General features: G+C 57.5%; 14 protein-coding genes and 1 riboswitch. Of the genes, 13 read left to right on the top strand and 1 reads right to left on the bottom strand.

Going from position 1 to position 21478, the window contains the following annotated elements; genetic code table 11:
* Positions 1-512 precede the first annotated feature (512 nt).
* Positions 513-615, top strand: a riboswitch (TPP riboswitch).
* 290 nt (positions 616-905) lie between these two features.
* The 12 genes from thiS to BLQ12_RS22895 all read left to right on the top strand — a co-directional run bounded on the left by thiS (position 906) and on the right by BLQ12_RS22895 (position 15421).
* Positions 906-1106 carry a sulfur carrier protein ThiS gene (thiS, locus tag BLQ12_RS22955; RefSeq protein ID WP_092214540.1) on the top strand — a complete coding sequence of 67 codons (201 nt, stop codon included), beginning with the start codon at positions 906-908 and terminating at the stop codon, positions 1104-1106.
* Positions 1106-1885: a thiazole synthase gene (locus BLQ12_RS22950; protein ID WP_092214538.1), complete on the top strand. Its 780-nt coding sequence runs from the start codon at positions 1106-1108 to the stop codon at positions 1883-1885. Before thiS ends, BLQ12_RS22950 begins: the two co-directional genes overlap by 1 nt.
* Positions 1885-2985, top strand: a complete 1101-nt coding sequence (gene thiH / locus BLQ12_RS22945; protein ID WP_092214536.1) for a 2-iminoacetate synthase ThiH — start codon at positions 1885-1887, stop codon at positions 2983-2985. Before BLQ12_RS22950 ends, thiH begins: the two co-directional genes overlap by 1 nt.
* Positions 2985-3602, top strand: a complete 618-nt coding sequence (gene thiF, locus BLQ12_RS22940) for a sulfur carrier protein ThiS adenylyltransferase ThiF (RefSeq protein ID WP_092214533.1) — start codon at positions 2985-2987, stop codon at positions 3600-3602. Before thiH ends, thiF begins: the two co-directional genes overlap by 1 nt.
* Positions 3603-3866: 264 nt before the next feature.
* The gene (thiE, locus tag BLQ12_RS22935; protein WP_092214531.1) at positions 3867-4499 is read left to right on the top strand and encodes a thiamine phosphate synthase; all 633 of its coding nucleotides are present in this window, start codon (positions 3867-3869) and stop codon (positions 4497-4499) included.
* 1 nt (position 4500) lies between these two features.
* A complete protein-coding gene (thiC, locus tag BLQ12_RS22930) occupies positions 4501-5805 on the top strand; it encodes a phosphomethylpyrimidine synthase ThiC (RefSeq protein ID WP_092214529.1) in 1305 nt (434 codons plus the stop codon).
* Positions 5806-7109: 1304 nt separating this feature from the next.
* Complete coding sequence (locus BLQ12_RS22920) at positions 7110-8126, top strand: DctP family TRAP transporter solute-binding subunit (RefSeq protein ID WP_092214525.1); 1017 nt, start codon at positions 7110-7112, stop codon at positions 8124-8126.
* A gap of 6 nt (positions 8127-8132) precedes the next feature.
* Positions 8133-8612 (top strand): TRAP transporter small permease, encoded by a 480-nt coding sequence (locus BLQ12_RS22915; protein WP_092214523.1) that lies wholly within the window; start codon positions 8133-8135, stop codon positions 8610-8612.
* Between the two features lie 2 nt (positions 8613-8614).
* Complete coding sequence (locus tag BLQ12_RS22910) at positions 8615-9895, top strand: TRAP transporter large permease (RefSeq protein WP_092214521.1); 1281 nt, start codon at positions 8615-8617, stop codon at positions 9893-9895.
* Positions 9896-10414: 519 nt separating this feature from the next.
* Positions 10415-13591 carry a WD40/YVTN/BNR-like repeat-containing protein gene (locus tag BLQ12_RS22905; protein ID WP_092214519.1) on the top strand — a complete coding sequence of 1059 codons (3177 nt, stop codon included), beginning with the start codon at positions 10415-10417 and terminating at the stop codon, positions 13589-13591.
* 74 nt (positions 13592-13665) lie between these two features.
* Positions 13666-14163: a PepSY domain-containing protein gene (locus tag BLQ12_RS22900; protein ID WP_092214517.1), complete on the top strand. Its 498-nt coding sequence runs from the start codon at positions 13666-13668 to the stop codon at positions 14161-14163.
* 10 nt (positions 14164-14173) lie between these two features.
* On the top strand, positions 14174-15421 hold the full coding sequence (locus tag BLQ12_RS22895) for a carbohydrate porin (protein WP_092214515.1): 1248 nt from the start codon (positions 14174-14176) through the stop codon (positions 15419-15421).
* 441 nt (positions 15422-15862) lie between these two features.
* Here the strand turns inward: BLQ12_RS22895 and BLQ12_RS22890 are convergent, their stop codons facing one another.
* Positions 15863-18859, bottom strand: coding sequence for a DUF5714 domain-containing protein (locus BLQ12_RS22890; RefSeq protein WP_175470019.1), 2997 nt, complete (start codon positions 18857-18859; stop codon positions 15863-15865).
* Between the two features lie 653 nt (positions 18860-19512).
* Between BLQ12_RS22890 and BLQ12_RS22885 the strand changes: the two genes are divergently transcribed.
* The gene (locus BLQ12_RS22885) at positions 19513-21420 is read left to right on the top strand and encodes a TolC family outer membrane protein (RefSeq protein WP_175470018.1); all 1908 of its coding nucleotides are present in this window, start codon (positions 19513-19515) and stop codon (positions 21418-21420) included.
* The last annotated feature ends 58 nt before the right edge of the window (positions 21421-21478 follow it).

Below are 21478 nucleotides of genomic sequence, written 5' to 3'. Positions count from 1 at the left end.
GACCAGACAAAAGGCCGGCGTCAGGAGCAATCAAGGGCACCGAATATATACAAAAGCATACGATTGTCAATGTTAAATTCTCATGAGGGAACCTTTTTTTCTCAACAAACGGGCGCGGCAAGGGGCAAAGGGGATGCAATCGGGAACAGTGAAGGCGCGAAAATGGGGGTGGATAGGGGGCTCCGTCGCAGGTCGCAAGGGGTATGGATCGTTGTTTGGGAAAAAGTGTGTGGTTGGCGTCAAATCTTGGAATCTTGGATAGTTATACTGGATTGGTACCCCGGGGTCAATGGTGAAAATCCGGGCTGCCGGTAAATCCGTCGGCAGACACCTGCTCACCCGGAAGGGCTGTTCCAAAAAATCATGGGACTGTCTGCCCCGCCGAGCCCCGGAAACAGAGGCTCGGCTGCCGCCGGGGCCTTCGGGAGGCGTTGGGGAACCCTTCGGTACGCTCCGCCGGTTTTCCTTGCGCGGGTGGTGTGGAGATGCTAAAAGGAAGCCACAATCAGTTGTAACTTTGCTGGGGGTGCCCTTAACCGGGCTGAGACGGAGATATTCCAACCCTTTGAACCTGACGCAGTTTGTACTGCCGTAGGGAAGCCCACATACACGTTTTTTAAGTCACCGCCGAACATAAGGCTGTGACACCTCACGTATCAGGCTGCCCGCGGGCGGCCTTTTTTTATGGCCCCTTGCGGGCCGGTCCATGGCCCTTGCCACACAGGCTGTTGGATCTTTCCCGGGATCATCGGTCCTTCGCCATGGAAATCCTTTCCTTGGTATCTCCCCTTATCATGCATGCTCTTGCCCTCCAGCTCATGGCCCGGAACCGGTGCGCCTTCTGCACGGTTTTCTTGTGCGCACACAGCGCGCAAGGGGTTCCGGGAATATCAGGAGGTGACTCTATGATGGTCAACGGTAGTGAAGAGAATCTGTCCGAAGGGGGTATGACCCTTGAGCGGTTCCTTGAGAACAAAGGGCTTCCCCCCGGCAGTGTGGTGGTGGAACGCAATGGAGAGGTGGTGGAACGGTCCCGGTTCGGGGCGGTGACACTGGATGATACGGATAATCTTGAAATCCTGCGATTTGTGGGAGGGGGGTGCTGATGGACGATTGTTTTCATATTGGGGGGAAAGAATTTTCAAGCAGGCTTTTGGTGGGAACGGGCAAATACCCTGCCGACGGGCTGATCCCCGCCGTGTGCGAGGCGTCCGGCGCCCAGGTGATCACCGTGGCCCTGCGCCGTGTTGATTTTGCCTCGGAGACCGACAACGTGATGAAGCACATCCCTGAGCACATGGTGCTTTTGCCCAACACCTCCGGGGCCAGAAACGCCGAAGAGGCAGTGCGCATCGCACGGCTTGCCCGCGCTGCCGGGTGCGGGGACTGGATCAAGATCGAGGTGATCAGCGATCAGCGGTACCTGCTCCCCGACAACCTGGAGACCACAAAGGCCACGGAGGTGCTCGCCGCCGAAGGGTTTCATGTGTTCCCGTACATGAACCCCGACCTGATGGACGCACGGCGCATGGTGGATGCCGGGGCTGCCGCTGTGATGCCCTTGGGGGCTCCCATCGGCACCAATCGGGGGATCCGGACCCGTGAAATGGTACGGATTCTCATTGACGAGATCTCCCTTCCCATCATCGTGGATGCAGGGATCGGCAGGCCTTCCCAGGCGTGCGAGGCCATGGAGATGGGAGCTGCTGCCTGCCTTGTCAACACGGCCATTGCCTCCTCGGCCGATCCCGTGGCCATGGGGCGTGCCTTCGGCCAGGCCGTTGAAGCCGGTCGTGCAGCTTACCTTGCAGGGCTCGGCGCATCGCGCACCGAGGCCTCGGCCTCCTCCCCCCTCACCGGGTTCCTCGGGCAGGGGAGGGCGTGATGGGTTTTTTCGATGTGTGGAAATCGTTGGACCCGGGTGAGATTTTACGCCGCATCAACGCGGCAACGGAACGTGATGTGCGTGCCGCCCTTGACGCACACAGATGTTCCACAGACGATTTAGTGGCCCTGTTGTCGCCGGCGGCGGTCCCTTTTCTTGAGGAAATGGCTCAGAAAGCCCATGAGTCCACCCTGCGGCAGTTCGGTCGCCAGATCCTTTTGTTCACCCCCATCTATATCTCCAACCACTGCATCAACCAGTGTGTCTATTGCGGGTTCAACGCCAAGAACAAGATCCATCGGCGGCAGCTGAGCCTTGAGGAGGTGGAGTTCGAGGCGGCGGCCATCGCCAAGACCGGTCTCAAGCACATTCTTCTGCTCACCGGCGAGGCACCGAACGTGGCGACCCCCGGTTACATTGAAGAGAGCCTGTCCATCATCTCCAGGTATTTCACCTCCGTGGGGATCGAAATCTACCCCGTGGACGAGGAGGGGTATGCCCGGTTCGTGGACGCCGGAGCCGACAGCCTTACCGTGTACCAGGAGACCTACAACGCCGACCTGTACAAGACCCTGCATCCGGCCGGTCCCAAACGGGATTTCAGGTTTCGGCTGGAGGCCCTGGAGCGTGGCGCCCGGGCACGGATGCGCGGGATCAACCTGGGAGGGCTCCTGGGACTGGATCACTGGCGCCGTGAGGCCTTTTTCACCGCCATGCACGCCGACTGGATCATGACCACCTTTCCCGAAGTGGAGCTGGGGCTCTCTCTGCCTCGGATGCGGCCCCATGCCGGATGCTACGAGCCCGCCCATATCGTCTCGGATACCGACATCGTCCAGGCCATGACCGCCTTCCGGCTGTTTCTGCCCCGGGCCGGGATCACCCTGTCCACCCGGGAGAGCGCTGCCTTCCGGGACAACGTGCTCCCCTTGGGCATCACCCGCCTGTCGGCGGGCTCCTGTACCTCGGTGGGCAGCCACACGGAGGAGGAGGGCTCCGGGCAGTTTGATATCAATGACGAGCGCAGCGTTGTGGATATGGACGCGAACTTGAGGGGGCATGGGTATCAGCCGGTGTATCAGGACTGGAGGATGGCCTGATGGATACCCTCTGGGGCTCCCTGACCGCTCGCCTGGGCAAAGAACCCATGGGACGCGTTTCCTCGGCGCGCATCGGCATTGCTGGGGCCGGGGGCCTGGGCTCCAACTGCGCCATGCACCTTGTGCGTATGGGGTTCCGGCGGCTTGTCATCGCCGATTTTGACCGGGTGGAGCCTTCCAATCTCAACCGTCAGTTCTTTTTCGCCCGTCAGGTGGGGGAGAGCAAGGTGACAGCCTTGAGGGACAACCTTTCCGCCATTGAGCCGGAGGTGGCGGTGGAAACCCACTGCGTCCAGGTGACCCGGCAGAACATCGGAGAACTCTTTGACTCGTGCGATGCCGTGGTGGAGGCTTTTGATCAGGTGGAAGCCAAGCAGCTCCTTGTGGAGCGTTACCTCAACAAAAAGACCTTTCTGGTGGCCGCCTCCGGCATCGGGGGGTGGGGAAATGCAGATCGCATCGTCACGCGCAAAGTTACCCCCACCTGCTATGTGGTGGGGGACGGGGTCACCGAAGCGGACGAGGCCGCCCCTCCCATGTCTGCTGTGGTCTCCATTGCGGCGGCCAAGCAGGCGGATTTGGTGTTTGGATGGGTGGTGAAAGGGCTTAAGGGCTAAGGGCGAAAGGTAAAAGGCTAAGGTTAAAAGGTTTGCAACTATTCAGCTTACGCCTCCGGCGGCCTTGCCGAGGGCTAAACTTTTGCCTGATTTTATAAAGGCGGGTTTTACAAACAGGTTTTAAAAAACAGTTGCAGGCCAACCTGGATCAAAGGCGGATGTGTTTTGACCCGAGGGACGAGGGGCAAAGCGAATCCGCAACCTGCTTTCAAGGTGGCACACCTTGCCGCCGGAGGCCGCTTTTTAACAGGAGAATAAGAAACCATGAGATCCATAGCGGGTGCCGATATTTACGGCATCACCGGGGAGGAGCACTCCCGGGGTCGGGACAACATCACGGTGGTGAAGGCGATGATCGATGCCGGTATCACCCTGATCCAGTACCGGGAAAAAGAGAAAACCATGCTGGAGAGATACCGGCAGTGCGAGATCCTGCGCAGGCTGACACAGGACGCGGGGGTCACCTTCATCGTCAACGACCACGTGGATCTTGCCCTTGCCGTGGAAGCCGATGGCCTCCATGTGGGGCAGGACGACCTGCCCATTCCGGTGGTTCGGAAGCTTGCGGGGCCGTCCATGATCATCGGGCTCTCCACCCACAGCCCGGCCCAGGCGGCAGCTGCTGTGGAGGCGGGTGCAGACTACATCGGTGTCGGCCCCATTTTTACCACGCAGACCAAAAAGGATGTCTGCGACGCCGTGGGGCTTACCTACCTCGATCATGTGGCACAAAGGGAAGACATTCCCTTTGTGGCCATCGGGGGAATCAAGGAACACAACATCGCCGAGGTGAGAGCCCACGGCGCGGAAACCATTGCTCTGGTGACGGAGATCGTCGGAGCCGAGAATATTTCAAAGCGGGTCAAAGCCATCCGCAAAGCCATGGAGAGAAACTAAAATGAGCTATACAACCCAGATGAACGCGGCCCGTAAAGGGATCGTTACCGGCGCCATGGAGACCGTGGCCAAAAAAGAGAACATGCCCATAGAGACCCTTATGGACCGCATGGCCAAGGGCACGATCGCTGTTCCGGTGAACAAGAACCACACCGTCATCGATCCCGAAGGCGTGGGCGAAGGGCTGCGCACCAAGGTCAACGTCAACCTGGGGATCTCCAAGGACTGCCGCGATCTGGAAGTGGAGATGGCCAAGGTCCGCGCCGCCGTTGCCATGAAAGCCGAGGCCATCATGGACCTCAGCTGCTTCGGCAAGACCCAGGAGTTCCGCAACCGCGTCATCGCCGAATGTCCTGCCATGATCGGCACCGTGCCCATGTACGACGCCGTGGGGTTCTACGACAAGAACTTGAAGGACATCAGCGTGGACGAGTTCTTCAGGGTGGTGGAGCGTCACGCCGCAGACGGGGTGGATTTTGCCACCATCCACGCAGGCCTGAACCGCGCCACCGCCGAGAAGATCAAGCGAAACGATCGTCTTACTGGGGTTGTCTCCAGGGGCGGGTCCCTCTTGTACACCTGGATGATGTTAAACGATGCGGAAAACCCCTTTTATGAGCACTACGACCGGCTCCTTGAGATCTGCACCAAGTACGACCTCACCCTGAGCCTCGGCGACGGCTGTCGCCCGGGGAGCATCAACGACTCCACCGACGCCGCCCAGGTGGAGGAGCTCATCACCCTGGGAGAACTCACCAAGCGCGCCTGGGAGCAGGACGTCCAGGTGATGATCGAGGGCCCCGGGCACATGGCCATGGACGAGATTGCAGGCAACATGATGATGGAAAAACGCCTCTGTCACGGTGCGCCGTTTTATGTCCTCGGCCCCCTGGTCACCGACGTGGCCCCCGGCTACGACCACATCACCAGCGCCATCGGCGGGGCCATCGCAGCGGCCAACGGCGCCGATTTCCTTTGCTATGTCACCCCGGCCGAGCACCTGCGCCTCCCCGATCTCGAAGACATGAAAGAGGGGATCATTGCCACGCGCATCGCCGCCCATGCCGCCGATATCGCCAAGAAGATCCCCGGCGCCCGGAATTGGGACAACGCCATGAGCAAGGCCCGCGCCGACCTGGACTGGGAAGGCATGTTCTCCCTGGCCATGGACCCTGTAAAGGCACGAAGCTACCGGGAAAGCTCCAAGCCCGAGTTCGAGGACAGCTGCACCATGTGCGGTAAGATGTGCGCCGTCCGCAACATGAAGCGCGTCCATGAGGGCAAGGATATTCAGTTGAATGATTAAAAACAGGCCATAAAAGCAGGTGACAGATCATAGGTAAATAGGTTGTTGGGAGGGCGTTTGGGGCCATGTTGAACCCGCTTTATGGCTCAGACAATTAATAAATGTAGGCCTTGATCATCGTTAAGGCCACCTTCCCGTTTATCGTACCACCCGCATCATGAAGCCCGGCAGTATCCCATAACCAACATGGGTTCCCGTCTTCGCGGGAAAGACGGTACAGAGTGTGATGCCCTTCGCACCTCCTCGTCTTCCCCGGCTGCCCGGGAAAAAAGGCCGGTTGTTCCGTTTTGCTGTTCGGCACTTGCCACCTTTCGTATCGTCAAGTGGCCGGGGACCCATGCCCGGAATTCCATGTTCCGTCTGTAGTATGGCGACCAAAGGTAATTCGCGGTTTTTATGGTCCTGGTCGAAACGATGACTAAGGTCTAAATGTACAAGTTGACTGTGAATGCCGCAGTGATTTAACCCGATGAATCCGCCTGCGCTCAAGGCTATGCGTAACCATCCAACCCACGTCAATGGGCTACGGCGCGACAAACGAGGGGTGAAGCGCAGCGGCAACCAGCTTTCAAGGTGGCTCACCTTGCCGCCGGAGGCAGCCAGGTTAAAGACGCCTCCGGCGGCCCTGCCGGGGGCCAAACTTTTGAAAAGTTTGACAAACAGGTTTTGCTCAATTTAACAGAAACCTTCGCGGAAGCCCTCACCCTGAGGAACGAAGGGGGAGGGCTTTCGCAACCTGGGGTCCAGGGGATCATCCCCTGGCCGCCGGAGGCAGGTTTTCCCTGCCCACTTTAACCATAGAAGGCATCGCTTTTGTCTGTCTTGCCTTGCGGTCCTTAATTAATGAAATGTAAAAAAGTGTCGCTTGTTTTCATTAAAAGATGAAGGCGGGCGGCATTTTTTTTTAGATATTTTTGATTGCTGCCGGGTGGGGATGTGGGGGGCAGTTGGCGCCCCTGGCTTGGGATGGGGTGGGCATGGCGGCAGGGCACGTTGGTGTCGGCTGTGTAGCTGTATGGCCCCGTGATAATGGCTGTTTCCGGCTTTTTTAGCTGGAGCGGGGTGGGGCTCTCCTTTTGAATTTGGTGCTTCCGGGGTGATCCTTAAACGGGAACGCTTGTTCGGTTCGGACCGGTGGAAAGGGCTTGTAGCCCTTGGGATGCAACCGGTTCCTGACTTGACAGCCCGGAATTGTCCCGGCTAAGAAAGAAACCGCAATCCTTGAAAAATGTGATGGGGCAGGCAGGTTCGTCGGAGCTGCGGGGCCCCTTTTTTTGTAACCGGAAACGTTAAGGACACCTTCGATGATGACAGCGCTTAAAAAATGGACGATAGCGGTTGTGTGCCTTTTGATGCTCCCGGCTCTTTCCGAGGCGGGGTATAAAAAGGAGTACAAGCTCAGTTGTGTGGTGGGGCCCAAGATGCCCTGGGGGGAAGGGGCGACCCTGTTTGCCGATCTGGTGCGGGAGCGCACCGAAGGCCGGGTCAACATCAAGGTGTACACGGCAGGCTCCCTCATGGCGGGCAAACAGACCAACGAATTTCTCCTGCTGAAGCGGGGCGTGGCAGATTTTGCCTTTGCGTCCCCCATCAACTGGTCATCCACCCTGAAACCCCTGAACCTTTTCAACCTGCCTTTTTTCTTTGAGGATTACGCGGCCCTGGACAAGGTGACGGCAGGGGAGGCGGGCAAAGCCATTGAGGCCATGATCGCGAAAAAAGGCGTGACGGTCCTGGGCTGGGGAGAAAACGGATACCGTGAGATCACCAACTCCAAGCGGGCCATCAAAACGCCTGCGGACTTAAAAGGGCTGAAAGTCCGCGTGGTGGGCACCCCCATCTTCATCGATATCATGAAGTCCATGGGCGCCAACCCCGTGAACATGAACTGGGGCGAGGCCAAAATCGCTTTTCAGCAGGGCGTTGTCGATGCCCAGGAAAACCCGGCCGTTGGCATTGAGATCCCGTTGAAGATCTGGCAGTTCCACAACCATGTCTCCTTCTGGGGGTATGTCATCGACCCCCTCATGTTTACCGTGAACCAGAAAACCTGGAAAAAATTCTCGGAAAAAGACCGTGTGATCATTCGTCAGGCGGCCGTGGACGCCGGCCGCATGCAGAAGGCCGTCGTGAGAAAAGGCCTGGTGGCACCGGACCTTTCCGCCCATGAGCTGATGCGGGAAAACGGCATGGAGGTGACGGTGCTCTCTTCCGAAGAGAAAACAGCCTTTCGGTCTCTCACCGAGCCTGTGTACAAAAAATGGGTGCCCCGCATCGGTGAAGAGCTGGTGGAGAAGGCCAAAGCGGACATGGGGAATTAGGCCTTCATGAGCACCCTGAAACATATTGTCCGCAATTTTGAGGAAGTCTTCGGAGCCCTGCTTCTGGGCTCCATGTTTGTCCTGGGGCTGGCAAACGTCGTTACCCGCTATTTTTGCGAATTTTCCCTGGCGTTCACCGAGGAACTGGAGGTGGCTGGCCTTGTGTGGCTCACCATGCTTGGAACCAGCGCGGCGTTCAAAAAGAGCCACCACCTGAACCTGCAGTACTACGAGAAAAAGCTCTCCCCGCGGGCGGCCACCATGGTCCGCATGGGAGGGCTTGTGCTGGCCATCGTTTTGTTTGCGACCCTTGCAGGCCTCAGCTGGTTTCACATCTACGACCTCATCGACCTTGAGATCACCACCGAGGCCTTGGAACTCCCGGAGTGGATTTATGCCCTGGCCATTCCTGCGGGATCCGTCCTCGTGATTGTCCGTATCGTTCAGGTGCTCATCGCCGAAAAGGCGAAACTCAAAGGAGTGTGACCATGGGATTGCTGCTGTTTTTTCTGTTCATGGTGCTGCTCCTCTCCGGCGTGCCCATTGCCGTTGCCATCGGGCTCTCCTCGGTGGTGGTCATCTGGCTGGCGGATTTGGGCATCGCCGTGGTCTCCCCCAACTTCTATTCGGGTATCGCAAAATTTCAGCTCCTTGCGATTCCTCTCTTTATCTTTGCCGGGTTCCTGTTCGAACGCTGCGGGATTTCAGAGCGCCTGGTGCGCTTTGCCAACCTGCTGGTGGGGCGCAAAAAAGGGAGCCTTGCCATTGTGGCGGTGCTGGTGTGCGTCTTTTTCGGGGGCATCTCCGGATCGGGCCCGGCAGATGCCGCGGCCATCGGTGCCATCTTGATCCCTGCCATGATCCGGGACGGGTATGACCGGGGTTTTGTGGCCGCCCTTATCGCAGGGGCGGGCTCCACCGCCATCATCGTGCCCGTGAGCATCGCCTTGATCATCTATGGCGCCCTGACCAACACCTCCATCACCACCCTGTTTGCCGCCGGAGCCATCCCCGGTGCCCTGGCCGGGCTCTGCCTGATCCTGCCCGCCTGGTGGATCTCCAGAAAAAGGGGGTACGGAAGCCGGACCTCCATGGAATCCGATATGGGGTTGTTTCAGGCTTTTCGGGAGGCGTTCTGGGGGCTGATGGCTCCGGGGATTATTCTCGGCGGGCTTTATGGCGGGGTCTTTACGCCGACGGAAGCGGCTGTGGTTGCCGTCTTCTACGGTTTGGTTCTGGGATTTTTCCTGTACCGGACCCTGACCCTCAAGGCCCTCTACGAGATCCTGGTGGAGGCGTCCAACGCCTCGGCCGTGGTGATGCTCATCATCACCTTTGCCGGACTTTTCTCCTGGACGGCCAGCACCCTGGGGGCCATGGACGCCATCTCGGCGTCTCTTCTGGGCATCAGCGACAACCCCTACGTGGTGCTTCTGATCATCAACCTCATCCTTTTTTTCGCCGGGATGCTCATTGATGCCATCTCCATCTTTTACATCTTTATCCCTATCTTCCTGCCCATCATGGGGCGTTTCGGTTGGGATCCCATTTGGTTCGGCATCATGATGACCTTCAACCTGGCCATCGGCCAGTTCACACCTCCGGTTGCCGTGAACCTCTACGTGACCACCCACCTGGCGGAAATTCCCGTGGAGGAGACCTTTAAAGCGGTGATTCCCTTTATCCTCGCCATGATCGCAGGCCTTGTGCTCCTGACTCTCTTTCCAGGCATAACCCTGTTTCTTCCGCGTCTTTTCGGAATGAGTTGATTTTGGGGCTTCGGCCCGTGTCGATGCGTTCCGGGTGATTTCAGGCGCGCCTTGTGCCTTGCCCTGTTTTGCGGGCAAGGTACAGGTGCGCTCTGCCCTTCATCGACGGGTGGCCGATAAATGGCTTGTGCCATGGTCGCTGCTTTGATAGCTTATTAAGCTAAGGTTTTAAAATACATCCTTTTTTAGATTTTGCGTGAGGCATTCTTTTCACGCGGAAAAAGCCAAACCCTCCCTTCACAATTCAGGTCGCCGGTATTCCGGACAGTGACTCGCCAGATGCGACCCTCTGTAGAATGATCGACACACTGTGTGCGTTTGACCCGGTTTTTAAAGCCACGCGCCTTGTCGTCGTTTTTCCTATCCTGTTTGTCCCCACTGACTCTTTGTTCACTACATGGCAAGGCGCCCATTGTGTTTCGCGTGATGAAATGCGTCGTTCGTACAGATTTTTTTAGTCAAAATCGTGGGGCTTGAGTCAAACGACACCCATCCAACTCGAAAATCAAGGAGTGCGGTATGAAAAAGCGCGTGGGTATGATTGCGGCCGTAGTACTGGGCATTGGCTTGTCGGGCATGGTCCATGCCGAATGGCGTCCTGGCGAGGCGCCGGAGCCTGTACCCGCCGGTCCGGGGGCATTCGCACAAAAAGCAGACCTGGAAGTAGACCGGGAAATACGGTCCATGGAATGGCGTTGTGTGGGGCCCTTTGTGGGGGTTCGCGGTTGCGGTGTGGCGGTTCATCCCACGGATAAGAACCGGTTTTATCATGCCCACTCATCGGGCGGGGTCTGGATGACCGAGGACAACGGGCAGTATTGGCTGCCGATCACCGACGGGCAGATCCATGTGGGGCCGGTGGGTGCCATTGCCCTGGCACCCAGCAATCCGGATATCATCTATATCGGGACGGGGGAGCCGCAGCTTCGCGATTGCTCCACCTGGGGTGACGGAGCCTACAAATCAACGGATGGGGGTGCGACCTGGACACACATCGGCCTGGAAAAAACAAAACGCATCTCAAGGGTCCGCGTCCACCCCGACAACCCGGACCTGGTCTACATGGCCGCCATAGGAAGCCCCTTCGGGCCGAGCCAGGACCGCGGCGTGTATCGAAGCAAAGACGGGGGGAAATCCTGGAAACAGGTTTTTTTCAAACACGAACAGGCCGGTGTCATTGACCTGGTGCTGTGTGAGCATGACCCGACTATTTTGTACGCGGCAACATTTGAGGTGTTCCGGCGCACCTGGGGGCTGAAGGCGGGGGGCCCCAACAGCGGCATCTTCAAGTCAATCGACGGCGGGGACACCTGGGTCGAAATTACCCGCAACCCGGGCATGCCCACCGACGACCTGGGCCGTATCGGCCTTGCCCATTCCAAGAAAGCGCCCGAGCGAATCACCGCCCTGGTGGACTCCAAAGAGAAGCCGGGGCTTTACCAGTCCGTGGACGGCGGCAAGACGTGGGCCTTTGTCTCCGATAACGTCAACATCATCCAGCGGCCTTTCTACTACATGCACCTCCACGCCAGTCCCCACAACGGGGACGAGCTGTGGGTCCTTTCCAACAAGCTCTGGCAATCCATGGACGCCGGAAAAACATGGGTTCAGCGTTCCGGCACCAAAGATGACTTCCATGACATGGCCTTTGATCCGGAAGACCCTGATCGCATGATCATCACCCACGACGGTGGGGCCATGGTGACCCGTAACGGTGGGAAAACCTGGTCCAATCCCTATACCCAGCCCAACCAGCAGGTGTATCGAATCAATGTGGACAATGAGTTCCCTTACAACCTTTATGGCAACAACCAGGATCTAATCGGGTACAAGGTCCCTTCCGCGTCCATATACGGCGGTATCTCCCAGGCCGATGTGACCGTCATCGGCAGCGGTGAATCCGGTGCATCCGTACCCGACCCCAAAGACCCGAACACCATCTACCATCTGGCTCAGAGTACCTTTGCCGCGGGGGGATGTCCTATCCAGCGGGTCAACCTGAAGACGGGGCAGTGGGAGCAGGTCAATGTCTGGCCCGTGATTACCTTCGGGAGGGGGCAAAATGAGGCAAAGTATCGCTTTAACTGGCATGCCCCTGTCCTGTTTGACCCCTTCAGGCCGAAGGTCCTGTATACCGCCGCCGAGGTGGTGTTTCGAAGCAAAGACCGGGGGCAGAGCTGGAAGGTTGTCAGCCCGGTGTTGACCAGGGACGACCCGGAAAAACAGCAGCCGGGAGGGTCCCCGTCGTCTCTGGAGACTTCCGGCCAGGAGGCCTACAACACCATCCACCGCATGGCGGCATCCCGCGTTAAAAAAGGGGTGTTCTGGACCGGCAGTGACGATGGGCTGATTCATGTGACAAAAAACAATTGCCGGAAATGGACAAACGTTACCCCTCCCGATCTTCCCGAAGACTCGGATGTCTATGAGATCGAGGCATCGCCCCATGACGCAGGAACGGCGTATGTTGCCGTCAGCCGCTATCGGACGGCCAATGACTTTTTGCCTTACCTTTACAAGACCTCGGATTATGGAGAGACCTGGACGGAGTTAAGCAAGCATTTTCCGCAGACAGAAATAACGCGGACCATCCGTGAAGATACGGTGCGCAAAGGTTTGCTTTTTGTGGGGACCGAGACCGGTGTGTTTGCCTCCCTTGACGACGGGATCTCCTGGAAGCGGCTGAACCTCAACCTGCCGGCGGTTCCGGTTCATGACATGAAAATCAAGGATGAAGATCTCTGCATCGCCACCTTTGGCCGCAGCTTCTGGATTTTAGATGACATCAGCCCCTTGCGTCAGACCTCGGAGGCGATACAGGCCAAGACGGCGCATCTGTTCAAACCGCGAACCCATACGCGTCTGGGCATCAACTGGTGGGCTCTTTACGGCGGGGGTGTGGGAGGTGAGCAAAAGAACTACTTTGTTCAGAATGGGCGCATGGGGCACACCTTTATCGAACTCGGGGTGGTCAACGGGGAGCGTAAACGCAAATTCCTCGACGCCGGCGGAGCGCGACCCCGCGGTGCCATCATCTACTATCTGATCGGTGATGATGCCAAGGACGTCAGTTTGAGTGTTCTGGACAGCAAAGGCGAGCTGATAAAAACCTACGAGGGTGACACCCTGAGCCAGGAGGTCGGCCTGAACCGAATGATCTGGGACATGAACTATCCCGATGTTGTCCCGGTTCCCGGCAAGCCCCCGGCGGGTATTGTCGTGGAGGCGAAGCCCGATACCTACATTGCAAGGCTTACGGTGGACGGGCAGTCCCAGGATCAGAGTTTCGAATTGCGCATGAACCCCAACGAAACCTGGAGTCAGAAAGATGCCGACGCCCGTTTTGAACTGTGGTGGCGCATCCGTGATATTTTCGAGAAGACCAACAAAACCATTATTTCCGCCATGGAAACAGCTGAGGGCGCTGGAGAGGATTCAGAGATCGCAAAGGAAGCTTCGGTTTTTATCGGAAAGCTGGTGCCCATGGGAGCCAACCTCTCGCAGATCGCCAATGAGCCATCAAAGCTGCTTTCGAAGTTGCAAACGGTTCACTGGGTGTTGTTTCAAAGCGAAGGACGTCCGCCCCAGTCCGCCTATGATGTGGTTGATATGCTGGAAAAGGAGATCGACGCCGAGCTCACGGCATGGGTTGAGTTTCTGAAGGACGGGGAGATGACTGTGGCCCAAGCCCGATAAAGAGCAATAGACGATGGGGGGATGCGAACGATGTTGTGTTCGCATCCCCCTCCTTGCAAAGGGGGTGAACCCTCATGAGAGCCGTGGTGTTGAACAGAAAGATACACCGATGGGCCGCCATCGCAACGGCTTTACCGGTTTTTGTTGTCGTTTTCAGCGGAGCCGTTCTTCTGATGAAAAAGGAGGTGGCGTGGATACAACCGGCGACAAAAAAGGGCGTGGGGCACGAGTTGGCGCTCAGTTTTGATGAGATTTTACGCATTGCCATGACCGTCAAGGCCGTCGGAATTTACGGATGGGCGGATGTTGACCGTCTGGATGTGAGGCCCGGCAAAGGCCTGGTTAAGGTTCGGGCTCGTAATCACTGGGAAATCCAGGTTGACATGAAAACCGGTGAGATCCTGCAAGTCGCAGTCCGGCGTTCGGACCTCATCGAAAGCATCCATGACGGAAGTTTTTTCCATGAACAGGTCAAATTCTGGGTTCTTTTCCCGACGGCGATTGTCCTGGTCGGTGTCTGGGCAACAGGTGTCTATCTGTTTTTCTTCCCCTATGTGAAAAAAAGAGGTTGAGATCGAAGCGATGATGAAAACAAAATGGTGCATTGTCATGTTGATCGTCTCTATGGGGGTTGTCTTGGTATGCGGAGCCTCCGAGGTATCAACCGAGGGCAAGCTCAGGCCCAGGCTTTCGCCCGATGAGGTTGAGAACCAGATCACGTTGGATCAAAAGGCCAACCCCCTCTATGAATCGCGGCTGTTGTCCCCGGTACGGGAGTGGCGGGATGGCTTTGCTGAAAAGACCGGGTTGCACCTGGGTCTTGATTATTCAGCCCTTTACATGCACGTGAGCGACAGCCCGGGGGAAGATAAGGCTTCAGGAGGGATTGCGCGTTTTTACGGGTACTGGGACCTGGTGAACCGAGGAGGGCCAAACAAAGGCAGCCTGAACTGGAAAATTGAAAATCGCCATGCGTATTCGGATATTGCTCCCAGTGCCCTGGGGTTTGAAAGCGGGTATGCGGGCATCATCGAACCTCCGTTCAGCGACCAGAAAGCCCGCCTGACAAACCTGTACTGGAAACAGTATGTGTCTGAAGGAAAAGGCGTGTTCGTGGGCGGGTTTCTGGATACCACGGATTTTATTGATGTCTACCTGCTCTCCAGTCCGTGGACAGGTTTTGCCAACTTTGTTTTTTCAACGGGTTCCGCCTCCATGGACCTGCCCAATGATGCCACCCTGGGGGCGGCTGCAGGCGCTATGGTGAACAGCTCTCTCTACGTTCAGGCCGGAATCGCCGACGCCAACTCCGACCCCAGGGATCCCTTCCAAGGGTTCGAGTCCGTCATTGACGACAGTGACTTTTTTAAATGGGTGGAAATCGGTTTGACTCCCGGCAAGGACAAGATCTATTTCGACAACACCCACGTCACATTCTGGCAGGTGGACAAGCGCGCAAACGGCACGGATGACGGCTGGGGAGTCAACCTCTCCTGGCAACGCTGGATTGATGACACATGGCTGCCCTTCATCCGGGGAGGGGTCACGGATGACAGCGGCAGCCTTCTGGAAAAATCGGTATCGGCGGGCGTTGGCTGTCAGCCGGTGCCCATGCGTGGTGTCATCGGGTTTGGATTCAACTGGGGACGCCCAAATGGGGCATCGTTTGAAGGGGCCGATGACCAGTACACCGCCGAAGTGTTCTGGCGCTATCAGCTGACAAAGGAGCTGGCCGTGACCCCATCTGTTCAATACATTAAAGATCCCGCTCTCAACACTGACGAGGATAACCTGTGGGTTGTCGGGTGCCGGCTCCGTGTGGCGCTGTAGCGGAATGGAATTCAGCTGAACGAAGTTGCACGTACGATTGGATTGGGGGGAGGATGAAACTACGATACGTTGTGCTGCTCTTCATTTTTATCGTTATGACGGTGTCTGCCTTTTTGCGGTTGGTTTATCCCGCCGATTCTTCCGGGGAAAATCGCCCTGCGGACCGGTCTCGAAATCATACGGTATACGTGCTCCGGACAATAGATGGGCACGCTTCGCGCTTTGCCCATCCCACGGGGTTTCGTATTATGGCCGGTGGCGGTAAGCGGGTGCTATCCATGAAGTCCTTTAGCGTCGCATGAACCCAACGCCATGCGTACCGCGTGAACTGTTGGATGGGCAAAGGGTGTGCCGTGCCCACCGGGTGCGCGCTCAACTGAATTAAGCCGTTTCCTGCAAAGCAAATTACCGACCCGTAGTCCCCATGACACACATCACGGATTAACCCTTCACCTTCAGCCACTCACCCTTTATTCCATTTTTCCCTTCCACATACCAGGGACACCCTGATTTAAGGCACTCCTTGTTGATGTTGAACTGGAAGCAGTGGGTGGTGCCGTCTGCCAGAAGGGGTATGGGGAGGATCTCCTGTGAGAGATCGGCCGCGATTTTAAAGGCGGTGAGGGTTTCCCTGCGGCAGCACCGGGCCGCTTCCAGTTCGCCCAGAGCGGTGATGATCTGGCCTGTGACCTTTTGGATGATCTGGCGCTCGGTGGCTTTGACGGGTGTGCTCTTGAGGATGACACCGAAGGCAATCCCGGTTCCCAGGGCCGCGCCGCAGCCGCCCCAGAAGGCGCAGGTCCCGCCGGGGATGTCCGCACCGCGCCGAATGGCCGAAAGGATCTCCTCGTCTCCGATGGCGCCTCCCGCGTTGCGGTAGGCCGCGGTGATTACGCCCGGTACGATAAAGTGGTGCTCCGGGCCGTGCAAAGGCACGGACGGGTGTTTTTTTATCCTGTCAAAGAGGGTGATGGTGTCGGTCTCTTTGGTGGAGAGGCAGAGGTGCTTGACCACGGAGAGGGCGTCTTCGCTGTGGCAGAGGTCGCAGACGAAATGGCCGCTTTCGCAGAGGGCGTTGGCCATGGCGGTCTCTCCACAGAAGCTGCAGGTCTCTTCCCGCTCCATGTCAAGGTAGGTGAGGGGCCGCCCGCAGCGCATGCAGCCCGATGGCTTTTTGCCGGTGCTCAAGATGGTGGCGCCGCTGGGCTGTGCGTTTTTTTTCTCCTTGTCGACGGGCTGGTAGCATGCGCAGCTGTTCTCCGCATCCTGGTTGGTGATGTTGCCTTCTCCGTCCAGGACAAAGGCGGACGGGTCGGAATGGGTGGCCGACGGCCATGGGGCCTCCAGGATACCGCCCCGGGGGATGACCTCGCCCTGGTCCGTGATGACCCCCGCAAAGGGACCGGGATACAGGACGGCGGCCCGTGTCGTATCGGGTTTTACGGCCTGGTAGGTGAGGGAATAAAAGCTGTATCCTTGTACCTCGCGATAAAAGAAACGCTTGATGATGCGGATGTTGGTAAAGCCCGTGGCCTCCAGCATGGCCATGAGGCGGGACTGGACCATGGCACCGCCGATGCACTCCCCGCGGAGGGTCGGGTCGTTCTGGATGGAGGCGGGGAAGGGGGCATCGGTGGTCACATCGGAAATGACGGACCTCCCGCCGGGCTTTAAGATGCGGAAAATTTCCGCAAAGGTTTTTGTCTTGTCCTCGGAGAGGTTCACCACGCAATTTGAGATCACCACATCGGCGGTCGCTTCGTCCAGGGGGATGCTTTCAAGGTATCCCTTTTTAAACTCCACGTTCCGGTACCCCAGCCGTTGCCCCACCTCATCCTTTGCCTTCCGGGCACGCTCGAGCATGTCGTCGAGCATGTCGACACCGTAGACTTTGCCCCGTGCCCCCGTGATCTTTGCGGCGATAAAGCACTCCACCCCCGCCCCGGACCCTAAGTCCACCAGGGTTTCCCCTTCGTCAAGGTCCGCGTCCTGCACCGGGCTTCCACACCCGTAGGAACGCACCCTGGCCGATTCCGGGATGTGATGGATCAGCTCCTCTTCGTAACAGACCGGGTTTTTGATGTCGGTGTTGGGCGCGTCGGCGGCCTCAGCGTAAAAGGCTCCCACCGTGCCCCGGGTACCGGCAAGGGAGAGCACGCAGTTGGAGTGGGTGAGGGCCACGTCGCCTTCGGCGTGGCTGCACTCGGTGAGACGATCGCCCATCTGGAGTCGGATGCCGGGAAAGGCCTCGGAGTCGGCGATGGGGGTTGCCGCCGTTTCGATGAGGTGCAGGGCGATGGCTTCATAAAGATCCAGGTAGGGGTCGTGTCCGATGTAGTCGTGGCCTGCGTAATAACTGTGGTCGATGTCTCCGCCTCCTATAATATACCGCAAGGGGCTGGCCTGGCATTTCTCGTCCATGACAACGGATAAGCGCCGCAGGGCGCTGAGTTCATCGCTTTGTTTCCAAACCTGTTCGATGCCTTCCTTTATATGTCCGCAGCATGCCGAGCTGTTGCCGATGAGGGCCGGGGTGGGGTAGATGCTGCCGTCGGGCCCCACGGCCAGGGATTCCCAGCCGGCATTGCCCAGATCGTGCCGGATACCCGGTGAGGAGAAGACACGGGCCTCCATGCTCTTGAGGTTGTCGATGGTAATGCCCAGGGGCTCGGCCGCTGTTTCTGCCTGTACAAGGTTTGCAAAGAGTTCGTCCATGGGCACATGGGAGGTGTCCCGGGCCTTTCCGGCGGCGAAGAGCCAGAGGTAGTGGACGTCGGCGATGCCGAACCCTCCGGCAAGGGTGACGATGTCGGCCATCTGGTGAACGTTGCCCTTGTGAACGGCCATGGCAAGGGAGGTGTTGAGCCCCGCCTCGGACAGCAGGGTGAAGACGGAGAGCAATCGGTTGAAGGCCCCCCGGCCTCGCATGGCGTCGTGATTCTCTTCCAGGCCGTCAACGCTGATCTGAAAGTGGAGCCTGTCTTTGGGGAGGGTGCCAAGAAATTCCAGGTGGTCCGGCAGAAGCAGGCCGTTGGTGAGGATCGCCAGCCGGGTGGTCTCTTTGGACAGGAGAAGGCGGCAGATACGTTCAAAATCGGGGTGAAGCAGGGGTTCGCCCCCGGTGATATAATAGGTCTCTGTGCCGAGGGCCTCGGTTGACCGGTACAGGGCCTCCACCTCCTCAAAAGAAAGACTTTTTCGTGTGTTGGGGGAGCAGGAAAAGAGGCAGTGGCGACACGACAGGTTGCAGTGGTCCGTAAGGTGAATCCAGCATTCGGTGAGGCGATCCAGGGACAGGACGTCTCCACGCCCCGAATAGGGGGCGGGCTTGCGCTGTGGTATCAGCTTGAGGAACTGCTGTGTCCTGAGATGTTCCAGGGCGTTTTTGGTATGGGCTGCGCCCGGTGTGTTGTCTTTTTCTCTTAATTCCTGGATCAAGCGATCCCCGGCGGTATTGGGGACAAACCAGTGGGGCGCATTCGGGGAAATATAGATTGGAATGTCAGTACCTGAAAGACGAGTGAACGTATCGGGGAAGATCATGGACATGGCTCATTGCCTTCTCGTTTGCGGGGTTGTTGGGGTGTGGCTTTTTTAAATACAGTGATGATGGAGGGGATTGCGGAGACGCTTTTGATTTTTTTACTTTACATGCCGGACGTGGGATTGTCAAAACCTCCCGGGGCGCCTGTAACGGGTGGATCGATATGAAGCAGAATCAATGGCGGGTCATCGCAGATACTCATGGGGGACGGTGGTTCGGCGATGATGTTGGAAATGCGTTACTGGTTTTTTGTGTTGTTCCTGCCCAGATGACTCTTTTACTTGAGTCTTTGGTGTGGAATTGTTAAAAAGGATATTTCTAAGACAATAGAAAAAAGCAAAAATGTTTTTGGTTGTTACGCAGATGGTATAGGTAAGTCTATTGACAGGCCGGGTTTTATCGAGTATGTGTCCCTGTCTTAAAAAACTAGTTAAATTCTGGCTCTATTTGATGTTGGTTTGGGCATAGGTCAGAAAATTCAGTTGGTTAATCCGTGGTGGGAGATTATTCTGGTATGTGCAACAGGTTGTTCCATTGGGTGATCCCGGTGGCAGTTTTGGTTTTATCGGTGGCAGCCGTCGTCTCGGCAGAAGACGAAAGGGTGGCCTCACGGACCATGACCTTGAGTCAGGTCCTCGACATCGTAACGAACACCAACCCCGAAATTCTTGAGGCCCGAAAGAGATACGAAGGGGTCCTTGCGGAGCGTTCCATTGCCAGGAGCGGGTATCGGCCCACCATCGGTGCCGAACTGGCCGCAGGGCCGGAAGTAACCGACGGCGAAGATACCAATGATGAACGTGAGGAATTGACGGCCGCAACAGCCACGGTTTATGCACGCATGAATCTTTTTAACGGCGGCAGAACGCGGGCCACCGTGCGGGAGACCGATGCCCGGATCCTTTCCGCGGCCTATGAGGTGCTCAACGTCTCCAACCGTGTGTTTCTGGACACGGCAGAGGCTTACCTGGGCGTGCTCCAGGCAAAAGAGATGCTGGCTCTGGCGAAAAAGAACGTGGCGACCCAGGAAAAGATCCTTAAGCAGGTCAGGGAAAAGGCCGAATCGGGGTTCAACAGGATTTCGGACCTGAAGAACTCCGAAGCCCGGTTTGCCCTTGCGCAGAGCAATTACATCTCCAGGCAGCAGAACCTCAATCAGTCGGTGGTCAAGTTTCACCGGCAGTTCGGCAGGTTTGTCTCCCCAGACAGCATGGAGCGTCCCGCTCCCTCCTTTGGCGTTCCCGATACCGTTGAGAAAACAGTTGATATCGCGTTGAAAAATCACCCGGCCCTCTGGGTCTCCCGATCGAACATTGAGGTGCGGAAACATGCCGTGGATAAAGCAAAATCCGCGTACTGGCCCACACTGGACCTGGAGCTCAAGGCTCAGCATCGCTCCGACACCGGAGGGGATGAAGGGGACACGGATCAGGCCTCGGCCATGCTGAAACTCAATTACACATTCTTTGACGGCGGCGTGAGAAAAGGGGAGACCTTAAAAAATAACAAGAACCTTCACGGGGAGAATTACAGGGGCTACCTTGAGCGCCGAAATGTCAACGAGTCGGTGAGACTGGCCTGGAACATCCTGCAGGCTGAAAAACAGAGGGAACAATACCTCGGTGACCATGTGAGGCTCTCATCGGACACGCTGGCGGCCTTTAAGGAAGAGTATCATCTCGGGCGCCGGACCCTCCTTGACCTGCTCAACATGGAAAATGAGTACAACTCCGCTGAGAGCGCACTGGTTGAATCCGTTTACTCCTGCCTCGTGGCGTCCTACAGGATCGCCGGCACCACCGGCTTGATGCTTCGTGAGTACGATCCCGGCCTCCGTAAGGAGATGGGGCTTCCCGCCGAACCAGTGACGGAGTGCCTTGTCGACGACGAGCTGGAGCACAATCGTGATCTTGACTCGGTGGACGATCCCTGTGATCAATGCGACAATTCCATAAGAAAGAGCCGCACCCCGGCCTCGGGGTGTGCGGGCGGGCACAACCTGTCCGTGGGCTTCGACAAGGCCGGGGCCTTGGATCCTTATATCGTCCCGGAAAAAGGGACCCCTGAGGCCCTGGATCTCAAAATCGACACCTCCCGGAAGGAACAGACCATCGCCCTTGAAAAGATTACATTCAAGCGCAACTCAGGGGCGCTGACGACAGATGCCAGGAGACAGCTTGCCTATGTCGCGGACCAGCTCAAGGCCGCCGACGGCTTTTTCATTGAAGTGATCGGCCACACCGACACCGATGGGAGCAGGGCTTACAACCTCAAGTTGTCCAAAAAAAGGGCCCGGAGTGTGTGTGAGGCCCTTGTGGCTTTGGGTGTCAGCCGTGAGACGCTTTCATGGTCGGGCAAGGGCGAGAGTGAACCGGTGGCGGACAACACCACCATGGAAGGAAAACGGAAAAACCGGAGGACGGAGTTCAAATTGACCCAAAGGGTCCGATCTTAGGGTGGCAAGGGCACGCTTCGCCCCTGAAGGCTTTTTTGGGAAGGACCTTCAAATATCA

This window comes from Desulfoluna spongiiphila (assembly GCF_900101345.1).
Lineage (GTDB): Bacteria > Desulfobacterota > Desulfobacteria > Desulfobacterales > Desulfolunaceae > Desulfoluna > Desulfoluna spongiiphila.
This window is presented reverse-complemented; position numbering and strand designations above follow the sequence as displayed.

What these genes read in the sequence shown, in the direction of transcription:
- thiF (WP_092214533.1), top strand. Translation starts at nt 2,985, where the DNA reads ATGGATACCCTCTGGGGCTCCCTGACCGCTCGCCTGGGCAAAGAACCC.
- thiC (WP_092214529.1), top strand. Translation starts at nt 4,501, where the DNA reads ATGAGCTATACAACCCAGATGAACGCGGCCCGTAAAGGGATCGTTACC.
- BLQ12_RS22920 (WP_092214525.1), top strand. Translation starts at nt 7,110, where the DNA reads ATGATGACAGCGCTTAAAAAATGGACGATAGCGGTTGTGTGCCTTTTG.
- BLQ12_RS22905 (WP_092214519.1), top strand. Translation starts at nt 10,415, where the DNA reads ATGAAAAAGCGCGTGGGTATGATTGCGGCCGTAGTACTGGGCATTGGC.
- BLQ12_RS22900 (WP_092214517.1), top strand. Translation starts at nt 13,666, where the DNA reads ATGAGAGCCGTGGTGTTGAACAGAAAGATACACCGATGGGCCGCCATC.
- BLQ12_RS22910 (WP_092214521.1), top strand. Translation starts at nt 8,615, where the DNA reads ATGGGATTGCTGCTGTTTTTTCTGTTCATGGTGCTGCTCCTCTCCGGC.
- BLQ12_RS22950 (WP_092214538.1), top strand. Translation starts at nt 1,106, where the DNA reads ATGGACGATTGTTTTCATATTGGGGGGAAAGAATTTTCAAGCAGGCTT.
- thiH (WP_092214536.1), top strand. Translation starts at nt 1,885, where the DNA reads ATGGGTTTTTTCGATGTGTGGAAATCGTTGGACCCGGGTGAGATTTTA.
- BLQ12_RS22895 (WP_092214515.1), top strand. Translation starts at nt 14,174, where the DNA reads ATGATGAAAACAAAATGGTGCATTGTCATGTTGATCGTCTCTATGGGG.
- thiS (WP_092214540.1), top strand. Translation starts at nt 906, where the DNA reads ATGATGGTCAACGGTAGTGAAGAGAATCTGTCCGAAGGGGGTATGACC.
- thiE (WP_092214531.1), top strand. Translation starts at nt 3,867, where the DNA reads ATGAGATCCATAGCGGGTGCCGATATTTACGGCATCACCGGGGAGGAG.
- BLQ12_RS22915 (WP_092214523.1), top strand. Translation starts at nt 8,133, where the DNA reads ATGAGCACCCTGAAACATATTGTCCGCAATTTTGAGGAAGTCTTCGGA.